We start from the raw sequence: 20,095 nt of genomic DNA on the forward strand, positions 1-20,095 counted from the left end.
GAGGCTGTGTGTCGGGGGCGGGTCAGCCGTGCGCGAGGTGCAGACGGACCTGGATCTGCTCGTCCAGCATGGAAATGCGCTCGCCCGTCCACCGCACATGGGTGTCGCTCGGCATGGGCCGGCCCTCCAGGGTGACGCCGTTGACCGAGGTGTCGAGCAGCGTCACCGTGCCGTCCTCGTCGAAACGGATGACCAGGTGCCGGCGGCTGACGTCCCGGGCCTCCTCGCCCAGGCCGGCCGAGATGTTCAGGCCGGTCTCGCCCTTGGGGAGGGTCTCGCGCGCGGCGGCCAGCCGGCCCAGGACGATCCGCCCCGGCCCGAGGGACTCGGTGTGCACCCGCCGCCCGCGCACGTCCACGTCCACCCGCAGGACCCGGGAGGCCGCGCCGGACGCCGGAACCGTGACCGGAGCCGGAGCCGTGACCGGAGCCGGAGCCGTGACCGGAGCCGGAGCCGTGACCGGAGCCGGAGAGGACGCCTGCCACGACGGGGCGGACGTGCCGGCCGGCTCCTCGGGACCGCCGGGAAGGTCCCAGCGGAGGGTGTCCGGCGCGGTCGGCGCGAACACCTGCCGCGACGCGTCGGGCGCGGCGACGCGAGGCGGAACGCCCGCCGCCGAAGGACGCGTCGGTGCCGCCTCCCCGGCACGGAGACCGCTCAGCTCGCCGGTGGAGGGGAGACCGTCCAGCGGCGGAAGCTCCAGGAAGTCGTCCGGGCCGCCGCTGTCCGCCGTACGGGCCTGGCGGCGCTGCTCGTTCTTGTTCTTCCACCTTTTGACGGGCTCGCTGCGCCGCCCGGTCCGTACCACCTTGACCGAGCACTTGGGGCAGATCAGGTCTCCGGCGGCACCTCCGGCGGCGCGCAGCGGGAACACCGCCATCCGGTCCTTGCGGCCCAGCGGGCAGTCCGGACCGACACACCGGTAGTCGTACTGGAGATCCTCGTCGGTGAGGCCGTTCGCCTTGATCAGGTCGTCGTTGGCACCCCGCCGGACGCTGCTGTCGCTGATGTCCGAGAGCTTGCGCGCGTTCAGGTCCACCTTCACCCGGCCCCCGACCAGGGCGACCGTCGGCTCCCACAGCCGGTCCGTGGTGCCGTTCAGCCAGTCGTGGTCGCCGTGGCCGCGCTTGCCGCGGAAGTTGTCCTTGCTGATCACCACGGCCCGCAGCGCCTTGGCATCACTGAGCAGCGGATCGTCCGCCTCGTCGGCCTCGCGGATCTCCTGGTCCGCCACCAGCCTGCGGTAGCGCTCACGATCCGCCTCGCCGAAGCGGCGGAACAGCGAGGAGTCGGCCCAGCCGCGGATCCTGGCGTCCTTGCCCCACTTCCTCCGCGCCGCCTCGCACACCGCGATGTACCGGTCGAGGACCGCGTCCTCGCGCTCCCTCTCCGGGGGCGGCAGCGGAAGATCCGCCGCCCTGGCGACCTGCACGTCCGTGGCCTGCCAGCCGCGGTGGTCACGGCAGACGTTGCTCACATCGATCAGTACGTGCACCTCGGTCACTTCCCCCTCATGTCGTCGGCCGTGCGGTGGTGGGGCGCGCGGACCTTCGTCTCACCGAGGAGGTCGGCCACCTCGGTCCGTGCGCGGGCGGCCCGGGCGCGCGTGGCGGACTGGACGTCGGCCGCGTGGTTTCCCTCGCCGAGTGCCTGGAGCGCGTCCTGGAAGTCGTGCGCCAGGCCGGACATGCCCCGCTTGCGGGCACGGGTCAGGCCCTCCTCGTAGACCCCGGCCTCCTGCCCGGCCGGCATCTGCGAGACCAGCTGGTCGACCTCGTCGGCCAGCCGCACTCCCTCGACCAGCCGGGCGAGCATCGGATCGTGCTGGAGGTAGACGGAGTTGGCGTCGTCCGGTACGACCTGGATCCTGATGTCCTCGGCCGAGGAACCGTCGAGCGACTGCTCCTCACCGGACATCAGGATCACTCCCTGTGCCTTGACGATCTGCCGCGAGGGCCGGGGGGTGGGCGGGGCGATGAGCTCCACGACGAACGCGGGACGCCAGCGGTTGCCGCCGAACGCGCCCAGCGGCAGGGAGACCAGGGTGCCCCCGCCCCGCGCGGGTGCGGCGCAGCCGGACAGCATCCGCTCCTGCGGGTGCGTACGCAGAACGGTGCCCACCCGCCAGTCGGGATGCACGGCCAGGAAGATCCGGCCGCCCTGTACGTACGACTCGCGGCCCCACTGGACCAGTTCCTGGCACATGCGCTGGAAGTCCGCCGCGTCGCTGCTGGTCGCCGTGGCGTGCGCGGTCTGCCCGGTGTCGCCGACCAGGCCGCTGAGCAGCGAGTCCCTCGACTCCTCCCCGATGCCCAGGGCGTCGATGTGGATTCCCTCGGCGGCCAGCCGGCTTCCCAGTTCGGCCAGCTCCTCCGGGGCCGCGCCGTCGGTGGGCTCTCCGTCCGTGAACAGCAGGATCCGTCGGGTGCCCGGGTGGTCCCGCAGTTCCCCGGCGCAGGTGAGGAGCGCCGCCTCGAAGTTGGTGGCACCGCCCACGTGCGCCTCGACGGCCAGGTCCGGCCGGGCCGCCAGCTCGCCCGCCGTACCCCGGTAGACGACCTGCGCCCGGGTGGCGAAGCGGACGACCGTGACAACGGTGTCCTTGTCCAGGGCAGCGGCGGCGGCGGCCATGCCCCGCTTCGTCACGTGCCGCCGGACAGGCTCTCCCGGGGCGAACGGCTTGTCCATGGAGCCCGACTCGTCCAGGGCGAAGGCCACCGCGCCCGCCACGCGCCTCGACGGCTTGGGCATGCGGGGCGGGCCGACCGAGATGAACACCGAACCGCCGGCCGCGGCCATGGATCGGTCGACAGTGCAGAGCATCCTCATCGGGAGCCCTCCCCTTCTTCTGCTCGTTCCGCGTCACCGTCGGGCCCCCGGTCCGGGGCGGCGGGGCCGTCGGCGGCGGGGGCTTCACCTGCTCCTCGCCCCTCGGCGGCCTCACCGGGACGGCCGTCCTCACGGAGAAGGCCGTCCTCACCGTCCTCGCCGTTCCCGACCCCGACCCCGTCCTCGTCCTCGGAGTCCAGGTCGTCCTCGGAGTCCAGGTCGTCGTCGAAGTCCTCGTCGAAGTCGTCGTCCTCGTCCTCGTCCTCGTCCTCACGGTGGTCGGCCCGCTCGGCGCCCGCTTCCTCGCCGTCCTCGCCGAAGTGCCGCTCGTCGAAGTCGTCGACGTCGTCGAAGTCCCGGTCGCCGAAGGCGTCGTGCCGCTCGTCGCGCACGCCGTCGCCGCCGACGCCGGCCGTCGCCGTGCGCCGGGAGCGGTCCTGGGTGACGGGCTCGTCGAGGAACTCCACGACCAGGGCGGTCGCGTTGTCGCGCCCGCCCAGGGACTCCGATCGCATGGCCAGCAATGTCGCCAGATGCTGCGGGCTCAACGCCCGTGCCGCCGTCTCCTCGAGGTCCGCGGCGAAGAGCCAGTCGTCGAACCCCGGTCCCGCCAGGCCCGGTTCGGCCCTGTCCCCGGAGCGTCCGGCGGTGACGCAGGCGCCGTCGCTCAGCAGGACCAGCCAGGAGCCCGCCGGCAGTTCGGGCCACACGACGTGCGGCCGGCCCTGCACTCCGTCGTCGTTGAGGTACGACGTCACCACGGACGCCTCGCTCGGCCTGGGCGGTATGCCGTCCTCGAAGTCCTCGAACACGGCGCTGCCCTCGCCACCGAGCCGCACCGCCCGGCCGGTTCCCGGCAGCAGCGCGTAGGCGCGGGGGTCACCGACGAACGCCAGGGTGACCTGCTCCGGCTCCCCGGGCGCGACGCGGCACAGCACGCCGACCGTCGCGGCCTCGGCGTACGTCTCCGCTTCCCGCTCGTTCTCGGACAGGCCCCGTTCCAGGCCCCGCAGGATCTCCAGCGGGTCACGGGCCCCCTCGGACCAGTCCCGCTCGACGATCTCCAGGGCGCGCCGCGCGGCCCAGCCGCCGCTGCCGTCACCGCGGCCGCTGACGCCGTCGAGGACCGCGGCCACGAGACCCCCGTCCGCCGGTCTGAAGAACCCGCTCGCGTCCTCGTTGTCCTCGTGACCGCGTCCGCGCGCCTTCGCCCAGCCGGTGGTCGTCGCCAGTCCCACCCGGCCCACCCGCAGGTGGCCGTACGACGCGGACCCCCGGTCGCGCCGGGCCGCTTCGGGCACCACGGCGACGATGAGACGCGCCAGTTCCTGCGGTGTCGCCACGGTGAGTCCGGGGGCGAGAGCCGCCCTGACGACCGTCTCCACACCCTGTGGCCAGGCGCCGCCGCACACACCGGTCATGGCCAGACGGGTGGCGTCGTCCTCACCGGAACGGCGGGCCGCACGGCGGAAGGCCTCCCGTCCGATGTGCCGGATCCAGCCGATGTCGTTCGCCTCGTCCAGATCCCGCGGACGCCGTCCGGCGCACAGTGGTTCGAGCTGCGCGGCCAGCCAGGCCGTCACGCTCTCGCGGGATCGTTCGTCACCGGCCGCGGCCGGCGGGCCTGGCGTGTTGTCCACGGGCGTTCCTCGGGTCGTACGTACGTCCAAAAGCTGCCCGCGCCCCAAGGGGGCGGCGGCGGCAGGTGTCACAGACGGGAAGTGCGTCTCGGCTCAGCCCGGCCAGGACACGGACCGACGACCCACATTCGTGAAGATCATATGGAGAGGTCGTGGTGATGTCACGTTCAAATTTAATCTTGAAATATTGCCGTCGATCCGATAGTCATGATCGGCGCCCGGCCGCCCGCGCATGGCGAGGTGGCCTCGGAGTTGGAGAAATGGCCTTGCACAGCGCCGTACCGTTCGACCATGTCCTCGCCGACCGCTATGAGCTGACCAAGCACCTGGGCGGCGGAGGCATGGGTGATGTGTGGGCGGGGTTCGACCGCGCCCTGAACCGCGGTGTGGCCGTCAAACTCCTCAAGGACAGCCCGATGGCCGGCGGTCTCGAGGCGCCCCACGAACGGTTCGTCCGGGAGGCCCGGCTCCTGGCGCGGATCGGCCATCCCGCCATCCCCGTCGTGCACGACGTGGGGGTCTTCGAGGGCCACGCCTACATGGTCATGCAACTGATCCACGGCATGACCCTGGGCCGGCTGCTCCGGGAGGAAGGCCGTCCGGGCATCGGACGCGCCCTCAGGTTCGCCGCACAGATCTGCGACGCGCTCTCGGCCGCGCACCGGCGGTCGGTGGTGCACCGGGACCTCAAGCCGGAGAACCTGATGATCGACCCTCAGGACACCGTCTGGCTGCTGGACTTCGGCGTGGCCGCCTCCCTCGCCCCCTCCGACCCCCGGCTGACGTCGGCCGGGATGGGAAGCCCCGGCACCGCCGAGTACGCCGCTCCCGAGCAGCATCTCGGCGAGTACGAGATCACCGGCGCCTGCGACCTGTACTCCCTGGGCTGTGTCATCCACGAACTGGTCACCGGACAGCCGCTGTTCACCGGCTCGGCCACCCGCTCCGTGGGCGCGCACCACGTCTTCACCGCCCCGGCACCACTGCGGGACCTGCGCCCCGCCTCGCCCGTCGAACTGGAACGACTCGTCCTCACCCTGCTGGCGAAGGAGCCCGGGGACCGCCCGTCCTCGGCCGAGGAGGTGAAGGCCGTGCTCGACGGGATCCTCCTGGAGCACGGCGCCGGCCTCGACGCGGACGACGACGGCCGGACCGTCCCCATGCCGTCGCACCCCCGGGCGTACGCCATGGCGGCGCCCACGGTGCCGGCCGGCGCGGACCCGGCGGCCGGGCGGCCGTACGCCATGGCCCCGCCCACCGTGCCCGTAGGCGCGGACATGCGGGTCCCGCCCACCACCCCGCTCACCGTCCCGGACTTGACCGCCGAGGAGTTCGCCGCCCTCAGAAGCACGGCGCTGACCGCCTACCTCGACGGTCACCACGCCGAGGCCCTGCCCGGCCTGGAACGCCTCAGACGCCGCGCCGACAGGGAACTGGGCCCCGGATCCGCCGAGTCCATCGACCTCGGACTGGTGATCGCGGACATCCGGATCACGCGGGACGAACTCGCCGAGGCGGAAGCCTGCCTGCGGGAGCTGCGCCTGCACTGCCCGGCCGGCACGAGCGACGGCACACCTCACGACGAGCGCGACACCGCCCCCATGCGGCACCTGGACATCGCGCACATGCTCGGCCAGGTCCTGCACGCCCAGGGCGACCCGGAAGGCCTGCCGCTCCTGACCGGCACGCACGCCTCACTGCTTCCCGCGCACGGACCGAAGGACCCCGAGGTCCGCTCGCTCCGCGCCCTGATCGACAGCACCGCGAAGGCCTGAGCCCCTCCTCCTCGCGCACCTGTCGGGCAGGAGAACACGCGCTTGCGCGACTTGATCAACATCGTTACGGTATCGACCGTCATGAGGCAGATCTGGCGAAGAACCCGTATTGCTCCGGGACATCAGCCAGACGATTTGGTACGGGGAACGACTCGCGGGGGCGGAACGCGGCGAGTGCCCCGGCCGGGGAGTGTGCACGATGAGGGTTGCGGGGGCGGTCGTCGATGTGTCCAACGTCTGCTGGTCGGACGCGCTGCCGCCGGCGGGGCGCCACTTCCCCCTGCTGGAACGCCTGTTCCTGGTACGGGACGCCTGGCACCGCCAGTTCGGCGAGCGCACGTCCCTGACCCTGGTCGCGGACGACTCCCTGCGCCGGCAGCTCGGTCCCACCGACCAGCTCCGTCTGCGGCAGCTGGAACGCGACCGGGCGATACGGTTCGCGCCGATGGCCGACCCGGTGCTGCTGGCCCTCGCCGAGGAGCACGGCCTGCACGTCATCAGCCGCGACCAGTTCACCGACCTGCGGAACGCGTTCCCGTGGATCCAGCGCTCCCCCGGCCGCTTCCTGTCCTGGAGCGCCGGCGACGGCACGGTCCGTCTCGAACCGAGCGGCATCCGCCCCATCTCCCCGCATGCCGTCTCGCGGGCGCTGGAGGGCAAGGTCCTGAAGTTCGAGCAGCACCTCGACCACCGCGACCCCGCTCACAGGAAGGTCCTCGGCCACCACTGGCGCTGCGAGAACCCTGACTGCCTCAAGGCCCGCTACTGGCCCGACCGGCTGCACGACTGGCCGCTGCTCAACCGCGGCGGAACACCGGTCTGCGGCGGCTGCCACAGCGCGGTCCGGCAGTTGGGCCCGCGCACCCGGCCCCGCTCGTTCGTCGTGGCCGACCTGCGCACCGGCGAGGAGTACCTCCGCTTCCCCGTGGGCGAGGGCGACGCGCTGGAGGTGGGCCGGGGCGAGCTGCGCCACGGCATCAACCTCGGCTCGGACGCGGTGAACGCGCCGTCCGAGGTCGACCGGGTGAGCCGGCGTCACCTGATGCTGAGTGTGCAGAGCGGTTCCGGAGGCCCCCAGGTGACCGCCGTGGACCTCGACTCGGCCAACGGCACCGTGCTGGAGCGCGGTGGCTCCTCCCGGCCCCTGAAGCCGGGAGAGCAGCAGGCCTTCGGCGTGAACGACCGGCTGCTGCTCGGCGGCGCCGTGTCGATCCGGCTCTCCGGGCAGCGGCACTTCTCCGACGAGCAGCAGGCGCTCCCCCGCCTGGGCACCGCGGGCGGCGGCCACACCAGGCTCCTGGGCCCCGGGGACATCGCCGCACTGGACCTCGGCCCGAACTGACCTCGTCCTTCCGGCGGCTCCCCCGGACCTGTCCGGCGCGACCGGCGTTTTCGGTTGTTCACGACCGTTTGTCCGTGTTCACCTGGGGCGCATGAACAGCAGACACAGCGCGCGCGTCACGCAGTGGTGGGAAGCACTGGATCCCGCCGCGCGAAAGGCCCTCCTCGATCTCCACCTGGCCGAGGGCGACAGGCTGCCCGAGCGGTTCGTGCGGGGTCTCACGGCCCACGGCATTCATCCCGTCCAGCACGAGGAGCCGGAAGCCGGGCACCTCGTGCCCGGGGAGCTGGTGGAGTTCCTCGCCGAGAAGCGGTCCGCGAACAGCTGACCGTCCGCCCCGCGGACCAAGACACCGACAGGCCGACAGCGCGCGACAGCGCCGTCCGGCGGTCCCCGAGGACCACGATGCCCCCTCTCCCCGGTGGGGCCGCCGGACGGCGCCGATCCGCATGCCCGCGCCCGGACCGGGCCCCGTCGCCGCCCGTGTCCCATGCCCGTCCCAGAGGTGATGCGTTCCCGCAGGTCACATGCGTGGGACTGTCCCGGCGTCCCGATCCCGATCAAGAGGATCCCCCGCGGGAACAGGCGCTGCCAGCATGGCCGGCGGCCGGGGATTCCCGGCTCCGATCAGAGGGGGAACACCAGATGGGAACAAGGACGCTACTGCGGGGCCTGACCCTCGCCGTGGCAGCGGTCCTGCCCCTGTGCGGGCCCGTGACGGTGCAGGCGGCGCCGGCCGCCGCGGTCGCGGTCTGCGGACACACGAGCGAACAGCCCACGCTGAAGCAGGGATCCACGGGGGACGCGACGGTCGAGGCGCAGTGCCAGCTCGACCTGGCGACGAAGCCGAGCCGCTACACGCCGATCGCGGCGGACGGCTCGTTCGGACCGGGGACGGAGACGCGGGTCAAGGAGTTCCAGCGGTGCGCCGGGCTGAGCGCGGACGGCGTGCTCGGCCCGCAGACCTGGGCGGCGCTGAACTCCTGGGCCGCCCAGCCGCACACCTGCGCGACCCAGGGCACGGCGGGCACGGCACAGGCGACCGTGTGCGGCCACACCGACGCGCGCCCGACCCTCAAGAAGGGCACGAAGAGCGATGAGGTCAAGGAGGTCCAGTGCCGGCTGAACCTCGCCATGGAGCCGTTCCACTATCCGCCGCTGACCGTCGACGGCGACTTCGGGGGCGGCACCGAGAACCGGGTCATCGAGCTCCAGCACTGCGCCAACCTCAGTGCCGACGGCACCGTGGGCCCGAACACCTGGGCCAAGCTGGTGGACTGGTCCAGCCGTAACGCGTACTGCACGCCGCCCCACCCCGCCGGTCACCCGATCGACGGTCTGGACACGGCCAAGTACCAGCACCCCGGCGGGGCGCCGATCGACTGGAAGGCCGTACGGGCCTCGGGTGCCGAGTTCGCGACGGTCAAGGCCACGCGGGGCATGAACGTCACCGACGAATACCTCGCCACCGACCTCGAGGGGGCCAGGGCGGCGGGGCTGGCCGTGGCGCCGTACCACTTCTACACGGGCACGGCGGCCGACACGGGTGCCGCGCAGGCCGACCGGTTCATCGCCGCGGTGCGGGCGACCGGCTACACGGGGAAGCGGGCGGGCGACCTGCCGCCGATCTTCGACCTGGAGCGCATGGACGACGGCAGCGGGCGCTGTCCCGCCTACGGCACGGTGGCCGACGCCAAGGCCTGGCTCGACCGGGTGGAGAGCGCCTTCGGCCGGGTCCCGATGATCTACACCCAGAAGTCCTTCCTGGACGACTGCATGGGGTCGACCACCGCCTTCGCCCGGTATCCGCTGCAACTCGCGGACTACCGCCAGTCGATCACCCAGCCGCCGGTGCCGAACGGCTCGACGAGCTGGGCGATGTGGCAGTACACCGACGCCGCGATCTTCCCGGGCGTCCGGGCGCCGGCGACCGGGGACGTGTTCAACGGCACCCAGGCCGATCTGGACCGGCTGGCCAACCGGTGACCCCGGACATGTACGTATCGAGGAGGACCCGCATGACCGGCCGATTCGCCCGCGCGTCCCTCGTCGCGCTGCTCGTCGCCCTGGGCTTCACCGTTCCGGCGCCCGCCTCGGCCGCCTCGGCCGGCGCCGCCGCCACGAGCTGTTACGGCGGGGCGGTCACGGTGCACTACGGGGAGGTGCGCGACTTCGGCCCGTACGTGACCACGAGCCGCTGCACGGACATCAACATGCGGATGACCGGCGGCGACGCCGATTTCGGCTGGGCCTGCGTGCAGTTCGCGAGGGCCGGCGCCTGCAACTACTGGACCAAGATCGGCCGGAGCTGGACGACCATCGCCACCGACGTCCTGAACGGAACCAGGTTCACCGTGCCCAACGGCGTCGACCTGGAAGGCAGTTCCGCCACCTTCCAGATCGCCTTCTGACCCTCTCACCCACCTCACCGAACGGAGACCACCATGATCAAGACCAGGGCGCTCGCCTCGGCTCTCGTCACCGTGGCCGCACTGCTGGGAGCGGGTGCCGCGCCCGCCGCCGCGCAGTCCTCGGCCGCGGCGACCAGCTGCTACGGCGGCGCGAGGAACCTGAACTACCGCTACCAGGTGGGACCCAAGGATTTCGGCCCCTTCACCACGTCCTCGCGGTGCGGTGACGTCAACATGCGGCTCACCACGGACAACGGGGCGTTCCTCTACGCCTGCGTGGTGTTCGTCGACCACACCGACAAGTGCAACCACGACAACACGTACTCCCTCCACGGCACCCCGTGGGCGACCGTCGCCACCGAGGTCAAGGACGGCACCCGCTTCGTCCTGCGCGTCGGCCCCTATGACACCGACGCGCAGAACGTGAACTTCCAACTCGCCTACTGACCTCTTTCCGCTCCTTCTCCCACCACCGTTCCGAAAGGACGACGATGAGTTTCCTCTTCCGCTCCGCCGCCGCCCGCTCCGTCGGCAGCCGCTCCCTCGACCGCCGCAGCATGCTGCGCGGCACGCTCGCCGTCGGCGCCGGCGTCGCGTTCGGCCAGGTCCTGTTCTCCGGTACCGCGCAGGCCTACTCGTGGTCGCGCACCATGAAGCAGGGCGACAACGGCGCCGACGTGCTGGAACTGCAGATCCGTGTCGCCGGCTGGGCGGCCGACAGCGCCAGCCACACCCGGGTCGGCCTCGACGGCGACTTCGGTCCCGGCACGGCCGCGGCCGTCAAGCGGTTCCAGGCGGCGTACGGCCTCGAAAACGACGGGGTCGCCGGCCCGAACACCCAGGCGAAGCTCAACGCGCTGGAGCAGTCGGACGGTTCCACGGCCCACTTCAACTGGAGTGAGTTCGTGGACCAGTCGAGCGGCACCTTCAACGGCGGCAAGGTGAGCGCGGCGGCCGCGAAGGAGAACGCCCGGCGCTGCATGTACAAGCTGGAGGCGCTGCGCAAGAAGCTCGGCGACAAGCCGATCACGGTCAACTCCGGCTTCCGCAGCATCGAGCACAACGCCGACATCGGCGGGGCCAGCGACAGCATGCACCTGTACGGCACCGCGGCCGACCTCGACGTTCCCGGCGTGGCCACCAAGACCGTCTACCAGAAGGCGGAGACCTGCGGGTTCTCCGGCCTGGAGCGGTACACCGTCGACCACCAGCACGTCGACAGCCGGGCCGACCTCGGCCGCGACTGGTGGTGGGAGAGCGGTACGGTCTGACGCTCCCGGTGACCCCGGGCCGGGGTCCCGGTGATCGGGAGCACGGAGGTCCCGGTGACCTGGAGTTCCGAGGTCACGGTGATCCGGAGCGCGGAGGTCCCGGGTATCGCGGGGCAGTACCCGGGGCCTCCGCGCTCCACCTCTCCCGCGCGGCCCTCCGCCTTCAGCTCTTCGCCGTGTCCTTGGAGTCCTTGGAGTCCTTCAGCGCCGCCTCGCAGGAGGGCCAGTCGTGGAAGTCGTGCCGGGCGCTCCACAACCGGTGGGCCGCCCGGATGTTCCACTCCGGGTCGAACGCCCGCAGCGGTGTGCCGCCGAGCTCCCGCAGGCGGACGTCGGAGATCTGGAACACGCCCCAGTTGCGGCTGCCGTTGGTGTTGGGCAGCACCCACAGCGGGTCGAGGAACGAGGCGCAGCGGGCGACGGCCACGGCGGTGCCGGGGTCCTCGGCGAACACCTCACGGATCCGCTTCGCCACTCTGTCCGGCGACCAGGTCGCCATGCTCACCTTCTGCGCGTACAGCGCCTTCTTCGTCTCCTCGTCGACGACGCTTCTGGCGGGCATGCCCGCCAGCACCTGGAACGCGGTGAGCCTGCGCAGGGTCTCGGGCCCGAAGTCACCGTCGACGGCGAGCCTGCCCTTGGCCCGCACCAGCAGGGTCTGGACCTCGCGCACGCACTCGTCGTGCTGTCCCATGCTCACCGACTTGCACGCGGAGGAGTACAGCAGCCCGTCCTCGGCCGAAGGCGGGGCGTCGGCGGGCATCCACACGAACCCGGCCACCAGACCCATCACGACCACGACCGCGCCGGCCAGTACCGCGAAGCGGGAGGACAGCTTCTCGGGCACCCGGGGCCGTCGCGGCTTCCCGGTCCCGGCGGGGGCGGTCTCCGGCGGGGCGGCGGCGTCGGGTCCGGGGGCCGTCCGCGCGGCCACGACAGGACCCTCCGGCGTCGGTTCCGGTTCGCGGCCGCCCTCGGTGGTCACTGCGGCCACGGCCGGCACGTTCCGGTCGGTGTCCGCCAGCGCCCACAGCCGGTGGAGTTCGCGGAGTTCCTCCGGACTGGCCCCGCACACCTTGCCGAAGGAGTGCACGACCCGGTAGTCCGTCGGGACACCGAGGCCGGAGCAGTAGCGATGCAGACTGGAGCCGCTGACGCCCGCTTCCTTCCCGAGGCGGTCATAGCCCCGGCCACTGCGGTCCTTCAGCATCCGAAGGCAGGCGGCGAACTTCTCGGTTTGCGAAGGGGCAGCCACGCATCCACCCTTGCTCAAGCCTCTACTGACGGGTAGAAGCTACACCGCGGAAACCTGTGCCCGCCCTTTGACTGCCGGAACGCGATCGTCAACGGCCTTTCAAAATAAGGCATTTGAAAAGGAGTCAAGGGACAGGCCCGTCGCCGCGGTCCCCGTGTGGCCCTGCCGCTCCCTCGGAGACCTGCCCGATACGGGATCCCGAACGGCGCTCCGGCCCGGCGGGCCCTCTCGGACCACGGCGCGGCGGATTCCCCTTCCGGTGCGCGGAGGCTCCGCCCCGGCACCGGGGCGGAGCCTCCGCGTCCGTCCGCGCCGCTCGCGGACGGCGGGTTCAGATACGGCGCACGGTGTGCAGCTTCGTCGCGTACGTGCCCGTGCCGTCGAGCAGTGACGCCCCGCCCAGGTCGGACATGGTGGGCCCGTCGACCGTCTTGCGACTGGAGAGGAAACGCCGTTTGCCGGCCGCGTCCTTGCCGAGGTAGATGCCGACGTGGTCGACGGTCGCGGTGCCGGTGGCCGCGTCGTCGTCGCCCGAGTCCGCGTTGAACAGCACCAGATCGCCGGGCTGGAGCAGGGCGGCTGCGGGCGGGGCGGTGCCGTCGGTGCGGTCGACGAGCACCCCGGGGGCGTGGTCGGCGATGTCCCGCGACTTGCGCGGGATCCGGTCGCCGGACGTGTCCGCGCCGGCGGCCAGGGGCACGCCCATGTGATAGCCGTAGACCATCCGCGTGTAGCCCGAGCAGTCGAGGTTGCCGACCTGCTTGCCCGACGGCCCGGTGTAGGTCCCGTCGGGGAAGGTCCAGCCGGTGTTCATGTACTCGTGGAAGTCGGCGCCCTCGTAGCGATAGCCCTGCGGGTCGAGGTAGCCGTACCCGGCCTCGCCCAGCACCTGCTTGCCCTGGGCCGGTCCGGCCCCGGCCGTGACCGCCGGCGCGCCGCCGAGGAACATCGCGGCGTGGGCCAGGACGTCGGGAGCGCAGGAACCGGCCCAGCCGCGGATCGTCTGTTCCAGCCGCGTCGTCCAGGTTCCGTCGAACGGCTCCGGCAGCACCCGCACCCAGTCCCCGTGGGTGACGGCCGGCGGCGTCCGCCAGTTCGCGGCGTCCACCTCGTAGCGGCTGACCGAAAGCTTGACCGGCAGGTTCGTACAGCCGGTGCCCGCCAGGGCACGCAGGCCCACCCGGCCCTTGGAGAAGGTGGCGTCGCCGACGTCGACGGCCCACGCGGCCGGCTCGGCCGAAGCCGAACGCCACGCCCTGGCCTGGATCCGGCTGCCCTCCCGGCGGACCCGGATCGTCCAGTCGGTCCCCGCGGGCACGCCCGTGGCGAGGGTGAGGGCGGTCGCCAGCTGTGTCACCGTGTCGTCGGCCTCCTTCTCGACGCGCAGCTCGACCGCGCCCGAGGTCAGGAAGGACAGCCGGGCCCGGTAGTTGTTGTGGGTGTCCTGATAGCCGAACGTCAGACCGACGGAACAGGCCTGGCCGGTGGGCACCTTGTCGAACCGGACCGTGCAGCGGACGTCGACATCGGTGATCTCGTCGTCGCGCAAGGTGGCGTGCCGGCTGTAGTTCTCGGTGGTCAGGCTGACGACACCGCTGCCCGGTACGACGGAGTAGTCGGTGTCCGCCGGCCCGAGCGTCGACCAGCTGCCGCCTCCGGGAGACGTACCCCAGTACTTCCGGTCCTCCGCGGCGAGCGACGGATCGGGCAGGGTGCGCTGGAAGTCGTCCACGAAGGACCGCTTGTTCTCCGCGAACGTGCGCTGCGGGCCGGGCACCACGACCGTCCGCGCGCCGTGGGTCAGCAGCGCGACGCGCCGACCGCCGGAGGTGACCTCGGTGCGCGCCGGGGTTCCCGCCAGCACGGTCGCGGTGAGCGGGGCGCCGAGTGTCACCGAGGTGAAGTAGGAGGCGTCCAACGGCGGCAGGGTCACCGAGGAACGGGCCGCGGAGAGGCCCGCCGGACCCGCGAAGGGGTCCACGGGGACGGTCGCCCCGGCGGCACGGGCCGGAGCCGACGCCGCTCCGGCGAGCGGCACGGAGGCGGCGGAGGCCGCGAGAACGGCGAGAAGCCTTCTTCGGGAAGCGTGAGACATGGGGATCATGATCCCCAACGGGTCGAACACATGAACAGTGGCTCTCTGGCCGAGTTCGGACCCCTACGACTTCGCCCTCGCCGCGGCCCGCGCGGTCGGCGAGCACAACCCCGGCATCACCTTCACGTACGTCTCCGGCGAGGGCACCGGCAGCACGGAGCGCGGCCGCACGATGTGGGCCCGGGTCAAGGGCCGCACCGAGAACGCCCTGTTGGCGATGCCGATGAACGCGTACATGTTCCGCCCGGGCTACATCCAGCCTCTGCACGGCGCCGTCTCCGAGACCCGCCTCCACCGCGTCATGTACACCCTCGTGTCCTGGCTCTACCCCGTTCTCCGCCGTATCGCCCCCTCCCACACCACGACCACCGAGCACCTCGGCCGCGCGACGCCGGCGGTCGCCAGGCCCCGTGTGCGGTGCCCGCGCGTCCTGGACAGCAGGGAGATCAACCGGCTCGGCGCATGAGCCCGTGACACGGCTCCGCCGCCCTGGGCCTCGGCGCAAGCGCAGTGAGCAGCCACGCCGGTGCGGGTCAGACCATCGCGCTGTCCCTGGTGCAGGGGCGGTTGCCGCTCCCTGCCGGGTCTTCAGCGTCAGCGTCAGCAGCAACACGGCAAAGGGGCCTGTATCCGGCGGTACGGGCCCCACGTCGCGATCAGGCGCTGCACCGCTCGGGCCGATGAGGTCGGGGAGATGTCGCCGACTCGTCGGCTCAAGTTCTGCTCGTCGGCGTTCCACAGGCCAGCGCTACGTCTGCGCCGCGGGAGAGCAAGAGCCTCACCGCGCTCCGAAGCCGCGAGCGGCGGATTCGATCCGTTGAGCCGAAGCTGACGGTCCGGCACCTCACGAGGGGCGCTTCCGCGGGTCAGGCCACTTCTGTGGTGGGGCGGGTGGGACTCGAACCCACGGCCGACGGATTATGAGTCCTTTGAGGATCTTGGCGGCCCGTGCGTTTCTACGCTCATCCTTGACGTTTTCCCTGCTCAGAGCGCGTGCAGCGTGCTCATGCTCAGCAGCCTTTGTCAGTCAGTTCCTGTCCTTGCGTCCCCAACGCGTCCCCAACACGTCCCCGCGGGGACGGACTCCAGTGCCTGGGGAAGGATCCCGGCAGGTCGGACTCAGCGGTCGAACTCGCCCGCAGCGGATTCCGCTTCCAACGCAGAGAGGCTCCACCCCTGAACCGGGGCGGAGCCTCTGTGGCCTTTCCGCAGGCCGGGCGTCTACGCAGAGCTCAGCCCCGTTCACGTGGAGCTTGCCGCCCCAGGAACCATCCACGCCGCCAGTTAGCCACCAGAACCGGAACCTGAGAGGTGGGGCAGGTCAAGATGTCACCCGATCGTGCAGCAAACCCCAGCGCCGCCAGCTGAACCGCGGCGGCGACCGCCAAGCGAACGCCGCCCTCTACCGGATCGCCCTTGGCAGTCTGCGTTGGGACGACCGCACTCGCGACTACCTGCAACGACGTCTGATCGAGAGCAAGACACGCCGCGAGATCATCCGCTGGCTCGGACGCTACGTCGCACGAGAGATCTACCGACTCCTCGTCCCCGCGACTACTCCCGCTGACCAGACAGAGACCGCCAGCATCGTTGCTTGACGTCCATAGGGGCATCAAACCCCGGACAGCTACCTCGCCAGCCTCCACCTACGAGCCTCGATGTTCTGCATCAGAGATCTCACCCGGACCACCGATTCATCACGACTCAATACACGCACCAGAGGGCAGGTCCAAAGTTGGGGCGGGCTCAAAGGGTCTGGTACGCCCCGGTTCCCCCTGCACTTCACGCCGGCCGGCTCATCCTGGCTGAACCTGGTCGAGCGATGGCTCGCGGGCTCCGCCACCAGGAGCGCCCCGGATCGCCGTTAAACGTCAACTGGCTTAAACCGTTGGTCTCAACCGCCTGCCACGGGCCTGGAGCCGATGGCTGCGCAAGCTGCCTCCTTTGTGGCGTAGCCGTCCGCCGGGTAGATCACCGGCCCGCCGAGTTCCCCATGGCCGTCGGTGGCGGAGGACTCGCCGCTGTCGGGCTGGGCGCTGGGGAAATAGCAGGCCACGAAACGGGTCGGCTTGGGAGTCTGTGGCACTGTGCCCTGTGTGGGCCGCTTCCACATCCGGTCCCAGGCCGCCGCGCAGGAACGCGCCGCGTCTTGCGGATCGAAATCCTTCATTGCTTTGAGCGGCAGTTGGCTCAGGTCCGCCTCGGGCGACAGCGTGCGAGCGCACATGACGTTGCGCCCGTCCTCGCCCCATGGCCCGAATGTGGCTACGGCGGCCGTGGTGGCGCCCCCGAGGAGGACGGCCGTGACCGCACCCACCATGAACAGGTGCCGAGGCCTCCCGGAACGGGGCGTGCCACGGGGCTGTTCGGTACGTCGCAGAACCTCCCGCAGGACGGCTTGGCCGTCTTCGGACGCCGCCCAACCGTCGGTGCCGTCGCCGGTGGGGCGCAGGGCGCGGATGGCGCCGAGGTCGGACGCCTGGCTGCGCTTGGTGACGGTCTGCTTCATGCTGACTCCCCTTGGGTGAAGTGGGCCTGGGTAAGAGCGCCATGGACCGGCTGTGCACGGTCTGAACGGGGCAGCGCCGCCCTGAACCTTTTGCGCGCCCGGTGCAGGCGCACAGCGAAGGCAGTGGCCGTACAGCCCAGGACCAGGGCCGCCTGCTTGGCCGTCAGTCCGTACCAGGCACTCAGCACGAGTACCTCCCGGTCCTGTTCGGAAAGCGCCGACAGCGCAGCGGCCACCTCGGCCCGTGTCCCTATCGCGTCCCCGATCTCCGTGGCCCCCGTCCGGTCGGCCATCACCGCCAAGCGCACGGTCAGCGCACGGTGCCGCTGGTCCGACCGCACGCGGTTGGCGAGCAGTCGTCGGGCCGAGGCGAGCAGCCACGGCAGGGCATCGTCGGGCACGGACCCGGATTTGCGCCAGGCCAGCACGAAGGTCTCCGACAGGATGTCCTGTGCTGTCTCCCGGTCCGTACGGTGCAGCAGATACGCCAGGACCCGATCGGCATGAGCCGTATAGAGAGCCTCCAGGGCCCGGTGTCCGGCCGGGTCACCGTACTCCCCGGCGGTTGTTCGTCGTCGTCTCACAGCACCTCCGTGTTCCGCCCGTCAACGACTGTCAACCGGGAGATGTCCGGCCGGGCCGGATCTCTTACAGCTCCTGGCGAATTGACGATCCCGGCTTCCACCACAGCGTGCCGGCCGACTTCCGCGAGCGTCTCACCGAGGGCGGCCGTGCCGCGCTGGAAGAGCCGGCCGGCACCGCTTCGCACCTGCCGGAAGGCCTGACCGACGAGGGGCGGGGACAGACCGTTCGATCAGGGTTCGACGGAGGTCACGGCAGGATCGTCGCAGCTCGGCGACCGCGGTGGGAGCTGTGGTCCGCGGATGCTTCGCCCCCGGTGACGTGCCCGCGCACGGAAAGCGTCACCTCTTTGCGAACGTCCGCGGTGCCTCTCATGCACGCTTGACTTCGAACGCGTCGACCTTGTCGTTCCAGTTGCCGCCACCGGGGTAGTCCATGTTCTTGAAGTTCGACCAGCCGTGCGGAGGCTCGAGATCGCGCTGCCGGTCGTGCAGCAGACCTGAACGCGAGTCCCAGATGGTCGCGTATCCGTAGTTGAGCGGCCAACGGGCGACCCAGTAGTAGACCGAGCTGAGCTTGTCCCGGAATCCGTAGTCGCCGAGGTTCTTCTTGCCGCTGCTGGAGAACTGCAGACGCCTGCCCTTGTAGTTCGGGTCCTGGTACAGGCACCAGTAGTCGGACGCGCAGTTGTCGCGCGGGTCCGAAGCAGCCTGGAGTTTCGAGGCCTTGAGGGTGTCCTCCCGGACCTTCGCAGGCAGGTCCGGATCTGCCAGGGATTCTTCGTCCGTGTCGTAGCAATGGACTTCGCCGTCGGGAAGTTCGGTGCAGATGTTGGCGCCTTCCCATGACGAGGAGAGGTCGATCTTCTGTCCCCGGTAGTCGGCGATCACCGGCTTCACCGGTTCCGTCGGCTCCTCTTCGACCGGGGCCGGGGTTGTGGTGACCGACGGTTCCGGGACGGGTTCGTCTGCGTGCGCCAACGGCCCGGTGCCGAGGAGGAGGGCGCCCGCGGAGACGGTGCAGAGGAGGGCGGAGGCAAGGGATTTGGGTATCAAGGGCTGTTCTCCAACGTGGTGTCGTAGTGGTGCAATATGGCCCCGTCGGGACCGTGAACAGTGAGGACGTAGCCCTGCTGGAGGTCGACGCCCGTTCCGGTCAGGAAAGACGTCAACGTCTTGTCGAATGCGTCGAATTCGCTTCCGTAGCCGGACTTCTTACGGGTCCACACGGTGAGGACCGGCACACCGGCCCGGTTCTTCACGTACTTGAGGCCGTACACGTCCCGGTATCCGCCGGCGCTTCGGTAGCGTGCCGCCAGGTCGCTGTCGTTCCTGGCCAAGGACGTGCCGGCCGTAGACCGACCGCCCGAGGCGGCCGGATCGCCCTTCGGTGAGGTCTCCATGCTGCATCCCGAGAGCAGGACGACGGCGATCAGCAGGAACGCGGGCAGGGTTCTCTTCCCGGCCTCGGCACGCGACGGGTCAGCCATGGACAAGGGGTGAGCCTTGCAGGTCCTTGGTGATGGCCGCCTTGTCGTCGCCCTCGATGTCGTAGACGACCGTCGAATCCGCCGACCACCACACCTCACCGTCGTAAACCGTGGACGGGGCGAGGCAGTTGTTGACCGGCTCGTCGAGGAACCAGGTGTAGTTGTCGTTGACGAGTCGGGTCAGATCGCACGTCTTGGTCGTGACGACGTGGTCCTCGCTTGTCTTGGTGAGACGCTCTTCCAGCCTTGTCGTGATCTTGAAGCTGGTGAACCGCTCGGACAGGTCGATGGCTTGATCGTCAAGGATCTGCCAGGTCGCCGTCGATTTGCCCGAGATCAGCCCGTCCTTCAGCCTGGCGGTGTTCTGCACGTAGTAGGTCGTCGCGGGTTTCTGACCGGGAAAGACGACATCGAACTGGGAACGGGAGAACTGGTCCGTGGCGGATGCCGGGGTCGCCAGCAGCACGCAAGAAGCCACGGCCGCGCCGATCGATCCGGCAGACATGAGCAGGTGACGCATCAGCACTTCCTTTGTTGGTGAACAGGCAGGATCGAAGAGCCCCCGCCACCGGGACCTGGACCGTCCGAGCAGCGGCGCTTGCCCAAGACGCGGGCCGGGATGGGGTCTTGGGGTGAGATGGCAGGAAGGACGCCGCATTCGCCGGCGGAGCAGCCGGAGCCGGGCCTTGTGCGCTTCCGGCGGTTGACCGGGCACACCGGCTCTTGCGCGCAGGCCGAACGGTCCGCGCGTCCTGGTCGGGTTCCGTCATGCCGCCGCGGCCCGCGGGCTCCGAAAACGGGCCCGGCAGGATCGGAGTCAGGGTCGGCGTCGTGGCAGGAGTGGGCGCAGTCGGCCCCACAGGATCCTGGGGAAGCCCCGCGGGGCCGGAGGCTCGG

Annotated in this window: 18 protein-coding genes; 8 read left to right on the plus strand and 10 right to left on the minus strand. The window is 70.8% G+C overall.

What is annotated here, in order from left to right; genetic code table 11:
• Nucleotides 1-22: 22 nt before the first annotated feature.
• From ACFYW9_RS19865 to ACFYW9_RS19875, 3 genes are read right to left on the minus strand one after another with little or no spacing between them, the layout of a single operon-like run.
• Nucleotides 23-1,504, minus strand: coding sequence for an FHA domain-containing protein (locus ACFYW9_RS19865; RefSeq protein WP_389151763.1), 1,482 nt, complete (start codon nt 1,502-1,504; stop codon nt 23-25).
• Entirely contained in the window at nt 1,501-2,829 is a 1,329-nt protein-coding gene (locus ACFYW9_RS19870; protein ID WP_389151766.1) for a VWA domain-containing protein, read from the minus strand. Before ACFYW9_RS19870 ends, ACFYW9_RS19865 begins: the two co-directional genes overlap by 4 nt.
• Entirely contained in the window at nt 2,826-4,469 is a 1,644-nt protein-coding gene (locus ACFYW9_RS19875) for a hypothetical protein (RefSeq protein ID WP_389151769.1), read from the minus strand. The genes ACFYW9_RS19870 and ACFYW9_RS19875 overlap by 4 nt, the downstream gene beginning before the upstream one ends.
• A 260-nt stretch (nt 4,470-4,729) precedes the next feature.
• On the opposite strand from ACFYW9_RS19875, the gene ACFYW9_RS19880 reads away from it, so the two are divergent.
• The 7 genes from ACFYW9_RS19880 (at nt 4,730) to ACFYW9_RS19910 (ending at nt 11,268) form a co-directional block, all read left to right on the plus strand.
• The gene (locus ACFYW9_RS19880; protein WP_389151772.1) at nt 4,730-6,244 is read left to right on the plus strand and encodes a serine/threonine-protein kinase; all 1,515 of its coding nucleotides are present in this window, start codon (nt 4,730-4,732) and stop codon (nt 6,242-6,244) included.
• A gap of 199 nt (nt 6,245-6,443) precedes the next feature.
• A complete protein-coding gene (locus ACFYW9_RS19885) occupies nt 6,444-7,586 on the plus strand; it encodes an FHA domain-containing protein (RefSeq protein WP_389151775.1) in 1,143 nt (380 codons plus the stop codon).
• A 91-nt stretch (nt 7,587-7,677) separates the two neighbouring features.
• On the plus strand, nt 7,678-7,914 hold the full coding sequence (locus tag ACFYW9_RS19890) for a hypothetical protein (RefSeq protein ID WP_351867264.1): 237 nt from the start codon (nt 7,678-7,680) through the stop codon (nt 7,912-7,914).
• 317 nt (nt 7,915-8,231) lie between these two features.
• On the plus strand, nt 8,232-9,572 hold the full coding sequence (locus ACFYW9_RS19895; protein ID WP_389151779.1) for a GH25 family lysozyme: 1,341 nt from the start codon (nt 8,232-8,234) through the stop codon (nt 9,570-9,572).
• A 32-nt stretch (nt 9,573-9,604) separates the two neighbouring features.
• Nucleotides 9,605-9,997, plus strand: a complete 393-nt coding sequence (locus ACFYW9_RS19900) for a hypothetical protein (RefSeq protein ID WP_351867259.1) — start codon at nt 9,605-9,607, stop codon at nt 9,995-9,997.
• Between the two features lie 33 nt (nt 9,998-10,030).
• Nucleotides 10,031-10,444 carry a hypothetical protein gene (locus ACFYW9_RS19905; RefSeq protein ID WP_389151783.1) on the plus strand — a complete coding sequence of 138 codons (414 nt, stop codon included), beginning with the start codon at nt 10,031-10,033 and terminating at the stop codon, nt 10,442-10,444.
• Nucleotides 10,445-10,488: 44 nt separating this feature from the next.
• A complete protein-coding gene (locus ACFYW9_RS19910) occupies nt 10,489-11,268 on the plus strand; it encodes a D-Ala-D-Ala carboxypeptidase family metallohydrolase (RefSeq protein ID WP_389151786.1) in 780 nt (259 codons plus the stop codon).
• A gap of 163 nt (nt 11,269-11,431) precedes the next feature.
• On the opposite strand, the gene ACFYW9_RS19915 is transcribed toward ACFYW9_RS19910, so the two are convergent.
• Together ACFYW9_RS19915 and ACFYW9_RS19920 are read right to left on the minus strand one after the other, a co-directional pair.
• On the minus strand, nt 11,432-12,523 hold the full coding sequence (locus ACFYW9_RS19915; protein ID WP_389151789.1) for a helix-turn-helix domain-containing protein: 1,092 nt from the start codon (nt 12,521-12,523) through the stop codon (nt 11,432-11,434).
• Between the two features lie 331 nt (nt 12,524-12,854).
• Nucleotides 12,855-14,618 (minus strand): NlpC/P60 family protein, encoded by a 1,764-nt coding sequence (locus tag ACFYW9_RS19920; protein ID WP_389151792.1) that lies wholly within the window; start codon nt 14,616-14,618, stop codon nt 12,855-12,857.
• 37 nt (nt 14,619-14,655) lie between these two features.
• Between ACFYW9_RS19920 and ACFYW9_RS19925 the strand changes: the two genes are divergently transcribed.
• Nucleotides 14,656-15,084, plus strand: a complete 429-nt coding sequence (locus ACFYW9_RS19925; RefSeq protein WP_389151795.1) for a hypothetical protein — start codon at nt 14,656-14,658, stop codon at nt 15,082-15,084.
• 1,428 nt (nt 15,085-16,512) lie between these two features.
• On the opposite strand, the gene ACFYW9_RS19930 is transcribed toward ACFYW9_RS19925, so the two are convergent.
• From ACFYW9_RS19930 to ACFYW9_RS19950, 5 genes are all read right to left on the minus strand, one after another.
• Complete coding sequence (locus tag ACFYW9_RS19930; RefSeq protein ID WP_389151798.1) at nt 16,513-17,127, minus strand: hypothetical protein; 615 nt, start codon at nt 17,125-17,127, stop codon at nt 16,513-16,515.
• Nucleotides 17,124-17,711 (minus strand): sigma-70 family RNA polymerase sigma factor, encoded by a 588-nt coding sequence (locus ACFYW9_RS19935; protein WP_351867233.1) that lies wholly within the window; start codon nt 17,709-17,711, stop codon nt 17,124-17,126. The genes ACFYW9_RS19930 and ACFYW9_RS19935 overlap by 4 nt, the downstream gene beginning before the upstream one ends.
• 369 nt (nt 17,712-18,080) lie before the next feature.
• Nucleotides 18,081-18,764 (minus strand): peptidase inhibitor family I36 protein, encoded by a 684-nt coding sequence (locus ACFYW9_RS19940; protein ID WP_389151802.1) that lies wholly within the window; start codon nt 18,762-18,764, stop codon nt 18,081-18,083.
• On the minus strand, nt 18,761-19,198 hold the full coding sequence (locus ACFYW9_RS19945; RefSeq protein ID WP_389151805.1) for a hypothetical protein: 438 nt from the start codon (nt 19,196-19,198) through the stop codon (nt 18,761-18,763). Before ACFYW9_RS19945 ends, ACFYW9_RS19940 begins: the two co-directional genes overlap by 4 nt.
• On the minus strand, nt 19,191-19,718 hold the full coding sequence (locus ACFYW9_RS19950; RefSeq protein ID WP_389151808.1) for a hypothetical protein: 528 nt from the start codon (nt 19,716-19,718) through the stop codon (nt 19,191-19,193). Before ACFYW9_RS19950 ends, ACFYW9_RS19945 begins: the two co-directional genes overlap by 8 nt.
• Between the last annotated feature and the right edge of the window lie 377 nt (nt 19,719-20,095).

This window comes from Streptomyces sp. NPDC002698 (assembly GCF_042888945.1).
Classification (GTDB): domain Bacteria; phylum Actinomycetota; class Actinomycetes; order Streptomycetales; family Streptomycetaceae; genus Streptomyces.

What these genes read in the sequence shown, in the direction of transcription:
- ACFYW9_RS19870 (WP_389151766.1), bottom strand. Translation starts at nt 2,829, where the DNA reads ATGAGGATGCTCTGCACTGTCGACCGATCCATGGCCGCGGCCGGCGGT.
- ACFYW9_RS19880 (WP_389151772.1), top strand. Translation starts at nt 4,730, where the DNA reads ATGGCCTTGCACAGCGCCGTACCGTTCGACCATGTCCTCGCCGACCGC.
- ACFYW9_RS19885 (WP_389151775.1), top strand. Translation starts at nt 6,444, where the DNA reads ATGAGGGTTGCGGGGGCGGTCGTCGATGTGTCCAACGTCTGCTGGTCG.
- ACFYW9_RS19890 (WP_351867264.1), top strand. Translation starts at nt 7,678, where the DNA reads ATGAACAGCAGACACAGCGCGCGCGTCACGCAGTGGTGGGAAGCACTG.
- ACFYW9_RS19895 (WP_389151779.1), top strand. Translation starts at nt 8,232, where the DNA reads ATGGGAACAAGGACGCTACTGCGGGGCCTGACCCTCGCCGTGGCAGCG.
- ACFYW9_RS19900 (WP_351867259.1), top strand. Translation starts at nt 9,605, where the DNA reads ATGACCGGCCGATTCGCCCGCGCGTCCCTCGTCGCGCTGCTCGTCGCC.
- ACFYW9_RS19905 (WP_389151783.1), top strand. Translation starts at nt 10,031, where the DNA reads ATGATCAAGACCAGGGCGCTCGCCTCGGCTCTCGTCACCGTGGCCGCA.
- ACFYW9_RS19910 (WP_389151786.1), top strand. Translation starts at nt 10,489, where the DNA reads ATGAGTTTCCTCTTCCGCTCCGCCGCCGCCCGCTCCGTCGGCAGCCGC.
- ACFYW9_RS19920 (WP_389151792.1), bottom strand. Translation starts at nt 14,618, where the DNA reads ATGTCTCACGCTTCCCGAAGAAGGCTTCTCGCCGTTCTCGCGGCCTCC.
- ACFYW9_RS19930 (WP_389151798.1), bottom strand. Translation starts at nt 17,127, where the DNA reads ATGAAGCAGACCGTCACCAAGCGCAGCCAGGCGTCCGACCTCGGCGCC.
- ACFYW9_RS19945 (WP_389151805.1), bottom strand. Translation starts at nt 19,198, where the DNA reads ATGGCTGACCCGTCGCGTGCCGAGGCCGGGAAGAGAACCCTGCCCGCG.
- ACFYW9_RS19950 (WP_389151808.1), bottom strand. Translation starts at nt 19,718, where the DNA reads ATGCGTCACCTGCTCATGTCTGCCGGATCGATCGGCGCGGCCGTGGCT.